Source organism: Pseudomonas sp. SbOxS1 (genome assembly GCF_013416725.1).
Taxonomy (GTDB): domain Bacteria; phylum Pseudomonadota; class Gammaproteobacteria; order Pseudomonadales; family Pseudomonadaceae; genus Aquipseudomonas.
Genome location: NZ_JAAVXC010000023.1, coordinates 25,898 through 38,159, shown reverse-complemented (window position 1 = coordinate 38,159; position 12,262 = coordinate 25,898). Strand labels below are relative to the sequence as shown.

The window sequence follows — 12,262 nt, the reverse complement described above, 5'->3', positions numbered from 1 at the left end:
TGGTGTTCACGCGTTTTGTGTCAGATCGACGGGCGCAACCAGGGCGCGGCGCTGGTTTCTGGCGCGGCGATCTGGTTGGAGATCCACTTGCCCATGCGCCGCATCGGCTCGATGGAATCCTGGGGCGCGGCAAACTTCATGGCGGCGGCGTAGCCCAGGGAAACGATGCGCTGGGCGCCATACAGCGGCAGCACATCCTTGAGCTGGTCCTTAATGCTCTCCGGATACACGCCGACGGTCTGGGTGTAGGCGTCGACCGCAGCCATCATTTCGCTCAAGTCGTCGACCGGCACCAGGTTGGCGGTACGGTCGTCGAGGCTGGCAGCGAAGGACACCGGTTCCGGCAATTGCGAACAGATGATCGCCCCCTCGCCTTCCTTGCCGCCGATGACCTGGTACCACTCGTCATCCAGGCGCAGTGCGTCGACGTGGGCCTTCAAGCCCTGGTCGTAACGCTTGGGCGCGGTGCTCAGGGTGTTGGGCAAGCCCAGCATGGCTTCATAGACATACTGGCCAAAGGTGTTGAGCCTCTGCAGGCCCAGCTCGTCCGTGCCGCTCTGCACATACACCACCCGCGCGCAGACACAGCCCTTCTGATTGATCGCACCGATGTCGGCCGCCAGGCGCACCGCCGCTTCGCGCATGTTCGCTTCGCTGTAGAAGGCCTCCTGGCCGATGATGCTGGCGCTGCGCTTGGGGTCCAGGGAAATCAGCTCAAGGCCGGGCTGGATGTACTTGGTCACGTGCTTCATCGAGGCGAAACCGCCCCAGGCGACGATTTTTTCCAGGTTCTGCGGTTGGTACAGGCGCTGCTCGAACGCCTCGTCGCCGCCCTTCCAGTAAGCCACTGAAAGGTGTTTGGTCAGCGGATGCTCCGGGGCCATGTCGACCATGGTGCGGGCGATGGCCAGCGCGGTGAACGGGTCGTTGGACGGCGCCTTGATGATCGCGTCGCTGCGCAGCACCATGTTGCGGATGATGGTCCACAACGACAGGGACACCGCGTTGCCGGCGACGATGTGCAGGGTGCGCGCACCGAAGCAACGCACCTCTAGCTCAGTGCCGTCGAGCAGGGTCTGCGGCACCCAGCCTTCCAGGTACTTGATGCCGACCGTACTTTCCGCCATTTCCGTGATGAACTCACGGGACAGCAAGTGCTTGAGACCCATGTAGGAGCCCTTGACGATGGTCGGCGTGGTCGGCGCCGTCAGGAATGACAGTTCACAGGCTTCCTGCAGGTACCGGTTCTTGTCCAGGTCCAGGCGCGCGCCGAGTTCGACGGCGTAATCGAGAATGTCGTCGAAACTCAAGCGGTACAGATCGGCGAGCTTCGCCGGATTGCCCAGGGGCAACTGGTCGATGTACTTGCTCGCGTCCGGGGTGAGGAAGCTCAGGTCGCCGCCGCGGCCTCCCACTTCGATCAGGTTGTCGGTGATGACTTGACCACGAATGATCATCGGTGCAATGGGATGGGACATGGCTCAGCCTTCCAGGGTGTTGAGGAAATCCATCGCTTCGCGATGGGACTGTTCGGATGCGGCACAGGTGATCTTGTCGTCGCCGCCGTTCTTTTCGCTGTAGCGCTGGATCGCCCCGACCACGTAGCGGCTGTGGCGCCCGCAGGTGCAGGGTTCATCCCATTCGATGGTGACCTCGTCGCCGGTGATGAAGCCGCCCCAATGGATGTCGGCACCCAGGTCGAAGAACGCCGCGCGCCCGGTCTGGCGCCCGTGGCGCGGTAAAGGCTTGCTGGTTTCGGGATCGAGCAGGAAGGGAATCGCGGTGTGCGAAAAGTGGTAGTTGCCTTGTTCGCATTTGAGGTGCGAACCACTGACCACCTCCGACATGGCATAGGACTCGTTCAGCGTCTTCACCCCCAGAAAGCGCATGACGTCTTCGCGCCAGTTCTCGGGCGGCACGACGCCTTTGGCGCCGCCGGTGGTGATGATGTAGGAATCGGGGTGGAACACCCCTTCCAGGCCACGCTCCAGACCGGCCACGGCCATGTTGTGCAGCAGGTTCCAAGTGCCGCCGAGGTACACGCGTTTGCCTTTGAGGCGAGTGGCGATGTCGTCGAAAAAGGCCGCCAGGTGCTGCGGCATCTCGGCCTGTTGCTGGTCGAAGGCTTTTTTCTTGGCCAGCAGCTCGGGCGCCACCACCAGGCGATCCAGCGTGCCATTGGCATGGGCGGCCCGCAGCCGGGCGCCCAGGCGCAGTACGTCGCTGGATAGGGTCGACGGATAGGCCGGGTGGAAATGCGAGAGATCGGGCAGCAGCACCCGCGTCAGCGAGCCCATGCCGCGCAGGTGGCTGAGGTAGCCTTTGCGGTAGTACGGATACGCCGTGTGCAGGTCGGGGTCCGGGGTGTCCGCGCCGGTCATGTTCCAGGCGTAGAGCTTGCGCACCTGGGAAGCTTTTTCGAACTCACGGGCGCTGCAAGGCAAGAAAGACAGCGTCCCGGAAGTGCCCGAAGTGTGGCTCAAGCACAGCTCGGGGACGGCGCTGTCCATGGTCTCGAACCAGTCGTCCAGGCCTTTGCAGGCGCTGACGTCGACGGCGGCGATTTTCTCGGCAAGCTGCGGAATCACCAGCTTGCCCAGCCATTTGTTGATCGCGGCGAAGTTGTTTTTTTCCAGTAGCGACGGCGGGTAGGACTTGAACAGGGTGTGTTCGAACAGCAAGGGCACCACGTCGTCCAGTTGTTCGATGTGCTCGATGCCTTCGGCGTCCGCCAGTTTCTTCAACACTGCGATATGGTCGCGCATTTCGCCGAAACGCCGTTTCAGCCCGGCCAGCTGCAGCGCATTGATCTGTTCGGCGGGCATTTGCTTCCAGTTCTGCAGGTTATGCCCGACCAGGGCCGCCGGATCGCTCAGCAGCAGTTCGACCTGTTCTTCTATTGTTGTTGTCACGGGACTGTCTCCGGGGATTCACGGGGGTCGTGCCTTGACCGTCGGTGTGCAACGGCCTTGATGGCGGACCCAGTTTAAGGGTGCGCAAGGCAAAATCATTTCCGTGTTCCGGCGGCCCAAGATACTTCGCAACACATTGATCTATATAGTTATTATTTCTTTTGCGAGGCGCTATGGGGCAGGTTGTTCCGGGTCTGGGACGCTGATGCCCGTGAGTGCCTTGGCGATCGATAATTTCTGCGTGTCGGTCAGGCCGTGGGGCGTCGGCAGCAGGATGGATTCGCGCACCAGTCGTTCGAGGTCCAGTGCGGCGCCCAGGCCCTTGCCGCCGGGCAGTTGCAGTGCGTCCTGGCAAGCCTTGAGCAGCGTTTCACTGGCCAGCCAGCGGGCCATGAGTGCCTGGGTCCGGCAGCGCGTGCCGCTATCGATCAGTGAATACGCCTGAAAGCACATGAGTTTCGCCGCTTCGATACGGGTCGCCATTTCGGCAATCCTCAGTGCCACCAGCGGCTGCGATGCCGCCGCCCTGCCGGAGTCGTCAGGGATTCGCGCGCTGGCAATGCATTTCTGCAGTACCGCGCGCGCCAAACCGATCAAGAGCAAGGCTGCGTCGGTGTCGATCTTTTCCAGCAGTCCTGCCGGGACTTCCTGTTCTTCCCAGATCGAATGGCCGGCCGGCACGCGCACATTGCTGAAGGACACTCGGGTGTTGAATGTGCCGATCAGGGTCCGCCTGTCGATGATCCGCGAGGCGTAGCCATGCTGCTCACGGTCCACCAGCAGGTGACACAACGCGCCCTCCTCGTTGCGCACCCCGGTTATCAGGAAGTCCGAATAATGGCCGTTGCATACCCGCTCATGGGCACCGTTGATGACCCAGCCGTGCCCGGTTGACCAGGCATCGACGCCACCTTCGGCCAGCGTTGCCAGGGCATCGGCCTGGTGCAGGTAAATTCCGGCAAGGCGGCGACCGGCGAGCAATTCCGGCAGATAGCGCTCGCGCAGCGCTTGCCGCGCCGCGGGCAAGTCGACCAGGGCGCTGGCGACGAGCATGTTGACGATGACGCAGTGGGCGATTTCGCAGGACACCACGCACAGCTCTTCCAGGAGCATGGCTTCGGTGACCAGCGACAGCCCCATGCCACCTTGCGCCTGCCCGATACTGGCGCCGGGCAGGCCGAATTCGGCAATGCCCTGGGTGATTTCACGCATTTTTTCCCGAGGCATCGGCCCGCCCCGGAATGCCTGCACCACGGGCACTACCTCAGACGCGAGGAAGGTACGGAAGCTGTCCACCGCATGTCGCTGCGCTTCGGTCGTGCCCTGTATCTTCATGGTCTGGTTCCCTGTCCATCCACCGGCGTATGCGAGCCTGCTCTTGAAAACAGGTTACGCCTGGCGGTTGGCAGGTCGCCCCCTCCCCGCGGAGGGGGCAGGCACGAGTCGTCAGCCCAGGCTGCGAGCGATGATCAGCTTCTGGATGTGGCTGGTGCCTTCGTAGATTTTGGTCACCCGCACATCCCGGCAGTAGCGCTCCACCGGAAAATCGTTCAGGTAGCCGTAGCCGCCATGGATCTGCAGCGCGTCGGAACACACCTTCTCCGCTATTTCGCTGGCGAACAGTTTGGCCATCGAAGCTTCCTTGGCACAGGCCACCCCCGCCTCGCACAGCCGCGCGGCATGCACCATGTAGTGATGGGCGACATCGACTTGCGCCGCCATGTCCGCGAGGTCGAATGCCACCCCTTGCAGCTTGATGATGGGTGCACCATAGGCCTCGCGCTCCTTGGCGTAACCCACCGCCGCATCCAGCGCTGCGCGTGCGGTACCGGTGGCGACGGCGGCGATGGCCACCCGTCCTTCCGACAGCGAACCCATCACACTGCGATAACCGGCCCCTTCCTCGCCCAGCACATTCGCCAGTGGTACCCGGCATTGCTCCAACTGGATCTGCGCGACATGGGCCGAACGCTGGCCCATCTTGTGCTCCACCCGTGCCACGACGTAACCGGGGCTTTGTTGCGGGTCGACCATCAGCAAGCTACTGCCCTGCTTGCCGGCAGTTTTGTCAGTGACTGCCAGCACCAGGCCCAGGCCCGCTTCGTTGCCGTTGGAAATGAACTGCTTGCTGCCATTGATGACGTAGTGCTCGCCCTCGCGTCGCGCCTGGGTACGGAACGCTGCCGTGTCGGAACCGGCATGGGGTTCGCTGAGCAAGAAGGCGCCGATGCGTTTGCCACTGGCCAGGTCCGGCAGGTACTTGCGCTTCTGTTCTTCGTTACCCAGCCGCGCGACGGCAAGGCCCACCGAGTTGTGGACGTGGATCAGGGTGGCGAACCCGGTATCGGCGGCAGCGAACTCCTCGATGGCCAGGCAGTACTCGACGAAGCTGGCACCGGCACCACCATACGCTTCGGGGATCAGCATGCCGAGAAAGCCCAGATCGGCAACGGCGCGCAGCTCATCGCGAGGCCAGGCGGCGCTGCGATCACGTTCGGCTGCCGTGGGGGCAACCACCTCGGCGGCGACCTTGCGCGCCGAGTCGCGGATCATGATTTCCTGTTCGCCGAGGAACGCTGCAGATGTATCGCTCATGGTGATTCCTTATGAATTGAGGGGGTCAGACAGGGTTCGGATCGGCCTGCACGCACGGCACAATCCGGGTCTTGGATGAGGCGGCTGACGTCTGCGTGGTCGCCGACATGTCCACCGGCGAACCGCACACGTGCACGTCCCTCAGCAGGAAGTGCGACAACGCCGGGATCAGGGCCAGGGCGCCGAGCATGTTCCAGAGGAACATGAAGGTCAGCAGGATGCCCATGTCGGCCTGGAACTTGATGGGCGAGAACGCCCAGGTGATCACACCCGCTGCCAGGGTCACCCCCACCAGCGCCACGACTTTGCCGGTGAACCGCAAGGCATGCCGGTAGGCCTGGGCCAATGTGTCGCCGGCACGTTGCCGGGCCAGCTGGATGCTCAGCAGATACAGGGCGTAGTCGACGCCGATGCCCACGCCCAGCGCGATCACCGGCAGGGTCGCGACCTTGACGCCCATGCCCAGCAGCACCATCAACGCCTCGCAGAGAATCGAGGTGATCACCAGCGGCACCACGGCCACCACCACCGCGCGCCAGCTGCGGAAGGTGATGAAGCACAGCACAATGACCGCCGCGTACACGTACATCAGCATGGTCAGGTTGGCCTTTTTCACCACGATGTTGGTTGCCGCTTCGATCCCGGCGCTGCCGGCGGCCAGCAGGAACTGCCGGTCCGGCGTGCTGTGCGCGGTGGCGAAGGCTTGCGCGGCCTGCACCACTTGATCCAGGGTCTGCGCCTTGTGATCCGTGAGGTAGGCCACCACCGGCATCACCGAGCAGTCGTTGTTGAACAGCTCGGGGTTACTGGTGCTCGCGGTCCGCGCCGCATAGTTGAGCACGTCCTGGTTGGGCGAGATCGACATCCACTTGGGACTGCCCTCGTAGGAGCCCGCCGTGATCTTGCGCACCGCATCGGCCAGGGACACCGTGCTCTGCACTCCCGGCACTTGCTGCAGGACCCAGCCCAGGCGATCGGCATCGACCAGGGTCTGGTACTCCAGGCAACCTTCGGCCCGGGTCTTGACGATGACCGCGAACTGGTCCGAAGACAGCGAGTAGTTGCCGTTGATGTAGGCGTTGTCGAGGTTGTAGCGCGAGTTGGGGCGCAATTCCGAGGCGCCGGCATCCAGGTCGCCGATCTGCAGGTGGGTGCTGACGACAAAGCCGGCCACCGTCAGCAGCGACGAGCCCAGGAGCAGCGCTGACGCCCAGCGACGCTCGGTAAAGCGCTCCAGCAGACGCCAGACCCCACTGGTTTCACGCTGCTCCTTGCGCAGGCTGCGCGCCGCGGCCTTGGGACTGACGCCGGTATAGGACAGCATCACCGGCAACAGGATCAGGTTGGTGAACACCAACAGGGCGACCCCGATGGACGCGGTGATCGCCAGGTCCTGGATCACCGGGATGTCGATCAGCATCAACACGCCAAAGCCCACGGCGTCGGCCACCAGCGCCGTCACCCCGGCCAAAAACAGACGGCGGAAGGTATAGCGGGCGGCGACCAGCCGATGGGTGCCACGGGCCACGTCCTGCATGATCCCGTTCATTTTCTGCGCGCCATGGGACACGCCGATGGCGAACACCAGGAACGGCACGAGGATCGAATAGGGGTCCAGCTCGTAACCCAGGCGGGCGATCAGCCCCAACTGCCACAACACGGCGATGCAGGAGCAGCCCAGCACCAGCACGGTGCTGCGCACGCAACGGGTCCAGGCAAAGATGATCAGCGCAGCGATCACCGCCGCCACGGCGAAATACAGGATCATCTGTTGCAAACCGTCGAGCAGGTCGCCCACGACCTTGGAGAATCCGACAATGCGGATCTCCAGGTCGGCGCTGCCCTGGGTGCCCGAGAACTGCGCGCGGATGCTCTCCAGGCGTTTGGACAACTCCCGGTAGTCCAGCGCCTGGCCGGTGTTGTTGTCCTTGTCCAGCAGCGGCAGGAAAATCATGCTGGAGCGGAAATCGCTGCCCACCAGATTGCCCAGCAACTGCGCGCGGCCGATGTTCTGGCGCAAGGCGTCGATGCTGTCCCGGGAGCCGGTGTAATTGTCGGGCATCACCGGGCCGCCGGCGAAACCTTCTTCGGTCACCTCGTTCCAGCGCACCACTGGCATCCACAACGACTTGACGTTGGCCCGGTCGACGCCCGGCGTCAGGAACAGCTCATCGTTGATGTGCTTGAGTGCCTGCAGGTACGCCGGATCGAAGATATCGCCCGAGCGGTTCTGCACCACCACGCGCACGGCATTGCCCAGGCCCTTGAGTTCGTCGCGGTTCTCCAGGAAGTTACGGATGTACGGCTGATTCTGCGGAATGGTTTTCTCGAACGCGGCATTGAGCGTCAGGCGCGACGAATCCCACCCGAGGATGACTGTGACGACGCTGCACAAGAGGATGACCAGCAGGCGATGGTTGAAGATCAACCGCTCCAGGCGACTGCCCGACTGGTGGTTGAAATCAGCAAGGTTGCTGATGGACTGCAGGTTGTCGCGGGCTTTGTGGCTACCCATCACGGCTCTCCGACTGGCTTGTTCTGTTGCAGGCTTTGCACGCGCACGCCACCCAGTCCGGCCAGGGCGACAGCCCCGTCGGCGGCAGGTGCCAGGGCGAAGTTGGGGGCCACGCGGTGCAGCGGGACGCGGCTGAATGTCGCCCCGCGATCGGTGGAACGGAGCAATTGGCCGGTCTGGCTGGCCAGCAGGATCGAGCCGTCGTCGACGATGAGTCCGCTGGTGATGCCTTCCTGGATGCCGGTGTCGACCGTGCTCCAGCTGGCGCCGCCATCGAGGCTGCGCAAGGCGTTGCCGCGCAGGCCGTAGACCAGCACCAGCTGGTCATCGCCGACCAGGCCGAACAAGGTGCCCTCATAGGGCAGCTCGACCTTGGTGAAACGCTGGCTGGCCGCGTCCAGTTTCAGTACCAGTCCCTGCTCGGCGACCATGAACAGCGTACCGGCCGCCGGGCGCAGGCCATACAGGTGCATGCTGCGCGGGTTATCGACACGGTCCTGCCAGGCGGTCCAGGTCTGGCCGCCATCCCCGGTGCGCAAGATCAGGTTGAAGGCCCCGGTGACGAAGCCCGTGCGCTCATCGGCGAACCACACATCCAGCAGCGGCTTGTCGGCGCCCTGGGCGGCGAACAATTCGGCGTCCTGTTTCAGGCGTTGCGCCTCAGGGTCATCCGGGTTGGCGGGGTGGCCGTATTGCTTGAGCAAGATCTCGGCGATCTGCTGGCCATCCAGGCGCTTGGACCAGGTCTTGCCCCCATCGTCGCTGTGCAACACCACGCCTTCGTGGCCAACGGCCCAGCCCTGGCTGGCACTGGGAAACGCCAGCGCCGTGAGGTCCGAGCTGACGGGCACCTGGGCCTGGACCCAGTTCGTGGCGTTGTCTGAATAAAGAATATGGCCGCGCTGGCCGGCCGCGATCAGCCGTCCCCCGGCCTTGGCCAAGGCATTGATGGGTGCCTGGATCGCCTTGGCGCTTTGCAACGCCGGCGTGTCCAGCGGCGAGACGAAGCCCGGCTGGGCGAACGCCGGCAACACCATGAGCGTGGCCAGGATCACCAAGGGGGGCCGTAACAGTTGTTTAAACACGTTGTCACCTCACATCAGGTGCGCGCGAGCGCGCATTGCTCCAACGACGGTCCGCGGCGGGACCGTCGTGGGCGGGCTTGCAATCGCCTCAAGCGCGGCTCAGAGGGTGGTCTTGAAGGTGAAGAACACCGCACCGCGATCTTCCAGCAACGCCTGGCTGCCACTCGGCGTCAGGGCTGCGCCAGTCACCGGGTTGGTCGAGTAATCACCGAAGTAGTCCACGTACTTCAGGTCGAAGCGGTAGCGGCTGTAGAGGTCCAGCCCCAGCCCCACCGCGTAGCTGCCAGCGTCCTTGTTGCCGCCGGAAGCGACCGCGGAGTTGCCCGAAAGGCCTTGGGAGTAACTGATTGGCATCGACAGGTCGCCACCGGGGAACACCTGGTACCAGGTCGGTGTGAAGTTGACGGCGATGCCATAGGCATCGCGGGACACTTCGTCGATGTTGCTCGGCACCGCCTTGTAGGCAGACGAGCCCTTGAACAGGTGCAGCGGATCGTCGTTGACCGAGATCCAGCGGCTCCAGGTCAGTTCGGTCGACCAACTGGCGCTGTCGAACAGCGGGGTCGGGCTGACCGTGCCGATCGCGTTGAGCACACCGTGCAGGGTGTCGCCACGGGCGCCGAGAATGTCGCCGTCGTCCGGCAGTTGTGCGACCGAGGTGACCCGTGCCGCCGAGCTCACCAGCGGCATATTGCGGCGATAGTCGAGGTCGGCACCGACGCTGATGCCGCCGATTTCCTTCGACAGGCTGATGCCGTACATGTCGATCTTGTCGGCGTAGTTGAGGTAATACTGCGGGCGCGCATTAGCCAGCAGGATCACCTGTGGCAGCGTGTCGGAGAACTGGCGTACGTAGAATCCCAGGGTGCCGTCCAGCCACTCCGGGCTCCAGCGCGTCATCACGCCCCAGTCGCCGGAATTGCGCGGTTCGATGTCATCGCCATGGATGGCACGCAGTGTGGGGCTGAGGATGAACGACTCGCCACCTTGTTGGTAAATGTCGGCAAACCCCAGGTAGCTGCCGGCTTCAGGCACTCGCGATGGCCGCCATTCGAAGAAATACTGCGCAGCGAAAGACCATTCGGGGTTGACCTGCAACTGCGCGGAAAGCTGGTTGCGCGGCAGGTACAGCTCCTTGGCCTCGATCCCCGGCAGGGCCAGCGCCTTGCCCTGGTCCAGGGGTGCCTGGCCGTAGGAGATGCCATGGATGGCGCCGGCGCCCAGCAACGACTCACCCCAGTTCACCGTATGGCGGCCCAGGCGGGCCTTGAGCGGCATATCACCCAGCTCGTACTCGCCGAAAACGAAGGCATCCATCCATTCGCCGGACGGGCCTTCGTAGTAGCGGTCGGTGTAGCGGCTAAGGCCAGTGGCCGGACGACCACTGGAATTGAGGTGGTTGGAGGTGGCGATACTGTCGTTGTCCAGGTCACCGGCGTAGGCGGCGTCGTACCAGAGCGCGGCACTGACGCGTGCGCCGTACTTGCCCTTGTAGATGAGGTCTGACTCGGTGAGGACGTCCAGGCGATTGTTGACCAGCCGGTGCTTGTCGAAGTTGCGGTCGCCGTCATCGTTGTTCGGGTTGGCCAGGATCGCCTTGTCCTGCCCTTCGGTACGCATCCCCAGGTTGTAACGCAGGGTGTTGTCCCAACGCAGTTGCAGGTCGTCGTTGCCGGTATCGATCTCGACCGCGCCGGCGCTGCCGCAGGCTATCGCGCACATGGCCACGACCGTTGCCTTCAATGCATGAGAACTGGTGGGATGACTTTGATTCGATTTGTTCTTGTTATTCATCTGGGTGCCTCCTCCCCTGGGTTGAACCTGGACATCCAGGTTCGCAAGCCACTCGATCAGTGATCGGGTGCTGCGCAGGGTGCCAGCGTCTGGCCGCGGTCCTCCCCCCCCTTTCTGAAAGGGGGGTGCACCCCTACCCCCCTCCCGGTAGCGTTTGGCACATCGAGCCGATTGCGCACCTGCACCGGGTGTGCCGGCGTTGATCACAAACGGGAGAACACCATGACGGACGACACACCGACCCGCGCGGGCGCGCCGATCAGCTACCCCTTCGCCACGCTGCCCACGCCTGGCGTACCCGAGCCGATTGCGCCGGGCGTACAGTGGCTGCGGCTACCGCTGCCGGTGTCCCTGGGCGCCATCAACGTCTGGCTCCTGGCCGACGGGGCTGGTACCGCGCTGGTCGATACCGGCATTCATGACGACCAAACGATCGCCCTTTGGCGCCCGTTGCTCGAAGGCAGGTTGCGTGAGGCTCCATTGACCCGGGTGATCGCCACCCATCTTCATCCGGACCATGTCGGCATGGCCGGCTGGCTGACCCGCCAGACCGGCACTCGCTTGTGGATGACGCGCCTGGAGTACCTGCAATGCCGCCTGCTGGTCAGCGACAGCGGGTGCCCGGCGCCTGAGGAAACACTCAGGTTCTATCGGCGCGCCGGATGGGACGGGCAGGCCCTGGAACGCTATCGCCAGCGCTTCGGCAGCTTCGGCCGGATGATTTCGCCGTTGCCCGACAGCTATCGACGCCTGCGCGACGGCGAGCGACTGGACATCGGCGGGCATTACTGGGAAGTGGTGGTGGGCGCCGGACATTCGCCGGAACACGCCTGCCTGTACGACGCCGGCCGCAAACTGCTGATTTCAGGCGACCAGGTGCTGCCGCGCATCTCGTCCAACGTCTCGGTGCAGCCGTTCGAGCCGGACGCCGATCCGATGGCCGACTGGCTTGAATCCCTGGCCACCCTGCGCCGTCGCGTGCCGGATGATGTGTTGGTGTTGCCGTCGCACAACAAACCTTTCCGTGGCTTGCATGCGCGGATCGAGCAACTGCAGGCGGATGCCCATGGCGCACTGGATCGCTTGCGCGCGGGCCTTGACGAGCCCAGACGCGTGATCGACCTGTTCACGCTGCTGTTCAGCGCCGCCGTGCGCAACGACGACGCCACCCGCTTCACCCTGGCGACTGGCGAGACCCTGGCTTGCCTCAATCACTTGTTATTGCGTGATGAGGTCAGTGTCTCCCTTGATGAACAAGGTGTGGCCTGGTACCGAAGCAGCAAAGGCTCGACATCACACTAATAATTCCGGCCACCTTGTGGTGAGGGGATTCATCCCCGTTCGGCTGCGAAGCAGTCGCA

The 12,262-nt window shown here is 63.8% G+C and carries 8 protein-coding genes; 1 reads left to right on the top strand and 7 read right to left on the bottom strand.

Annotation, left to right across the window (positions count from 1 at the left end; translation table 11 throughout):
- Positions 1-20: 20 nt before the first annotated feature.
- The 7 genes from HFK74_RS19020 to HFK74_RS18990 form a co-directional block, all read right to left on the bottom strand.
- Positions 21-1,478: an acyl-CoA reductase gene (locus HFK74_RS19020; RefSeq protein ID WP_180204804.1), complete on the bottom strand. Its 1,458-nt coding sequence runs from the start codon at positions 1,476-1,478 to the stop codon at positions 21-23.
- A 3-nt stretch (positions 1,479-1,481) separates the two neighbouring features.
- Positions 1,482-2,912: a hypothetical protein gene (locus tag HFK74_RS19015; protein WP_180204803.1), complete on the bottom strand. Its 1,431-nt coding sequence runs from the start codon at positions 2,910-2,912 to the stop codon at positions 1,482-1,484.
- A gap of 171 nt (positions 2,913-3,083) precedes the next feature.
- Entirely contained in the window at positions 3,084-4,247 is a 1,164-nt protein-coding gene (locus tag HFK74_RS19010; protein ID WP_180204802.1) for an acyl-CoA dehydrogenase family protein, read from the bottom strand.
- Positions 4,248-4,358: 111 nt separating this feature from the next.
- Positions 4,359-5,507, bottom strand: a complete 1,149-nt coding sequence (locus HFK74_RS19005; protein ID WP_180204801.1) for an acyl-CoA dehydrogenase family protein — start codon at positions 5,505-5,507, stop codon at positions 4,359-4,361.
- 25 nt (positions 5,508-5,532) lie between these two features.
- On the bottom strand, positions 5,533-8,022 hold the full coding sequence (locus HFK74_RS19000; RefSeq protein ID WP_180204800.1) for an RND family transporter: 2,490 nt from the start codon (positions 8,020-8,022) through the stop codon (positions 5,533-5,535).
- Complete coding sequence (locus HFK74_RS18995; protein ID WP_180204799.1) at positions 8,022-9,107, bottom strand: YCF48-related protein; 1,086 nt, start codon at positions 9,105-9,107, stop codon at positions 8,022-8,024. The genes HFK74_RS19000 and HFK74_RS18995 overlap by 1 nt, the downstream gene beginning before the upstream one ends.
- A 99-nt stretch (positions 9,108-9,206) precedes the next feature.
- On the bottom strand, positions 9,207-10,901 hold the full coding sequence (locus HFK74_RS18990) for a DUF1302 domain-containing protein (RefSeq protein WP_180204798.1): 1,695 nt from the start codon (positions 10,899-10,901) through the stop codon (positions 9,207-9,209).
- Positions 10,902-11,123: 222 nt separating this feature from the next.
- On the opposite strand from HFK74_RS18990, the gene HFK74_RS18985 reads away from it, so the two are divergent.
- The gene (locus HFK74_RS18985; RefSeq protein ID WP_180204797.1) at positions 11,124-12,203 is read left to right on the top strand and encodes an MBL fold metallo-hydrolase; all 1,080 of its coding nucleotides are present in this window, start codon (positions 11,124-11,126) and stop codon (positions 12,201-12,203) included.
- Positions 12,204-12,262: the final 59 nt, after the last annotated feature.

What these genes read in the sequence shown, in the direction of transcription:
- HFK74_RS19000 (WP_180204800.1), bottom strand. Translation starts at nt 8,022, where the DNA reads ATGGGTAGCCACAAAGCCCGCGACAACCTGCAGTCCATCAGCAACCTT.
- HFK74_RS18990 (WP_180204798.1), bottom strand. Translation starts at nt 10,901, where the DNA reads ATGAATAACAAGAACAAATCGAATCAAAGTCATCCCACCAGTTCTCAT.
- HFK74_RS19020 (WP_180204804.1), bottom strand. Translation starts at nt 1,478, where the DNA reads ATGTCCCATCCCATTGCACCGATGATCATTCGTGGTCAAGTCATCACC.
- HFK74_RS18985 (WP_180204797.1), top strand. Translation starts at nt 11,124, where the DNA reads ATGACGGACGACACACCGACCCGCGCGGGCGCGCCGATCAGCTACCCC.
- HFK74_RS19005 (WP_180204801.1), bottom strand. Translation starts at nt 5,507, where the DNA reads ATGAGCGATACATCTGCAGCGTTCCTCGGCGAACAGGAAATCATGATC.
- HFK74_RS19010 (WP_180204802.1), bottom strand. Translation starts at nt 4,247, where the DNA reads ATGAAGATACAGGGCACGACCGAAGCGCAGCGACATGCGGTGGACAGC.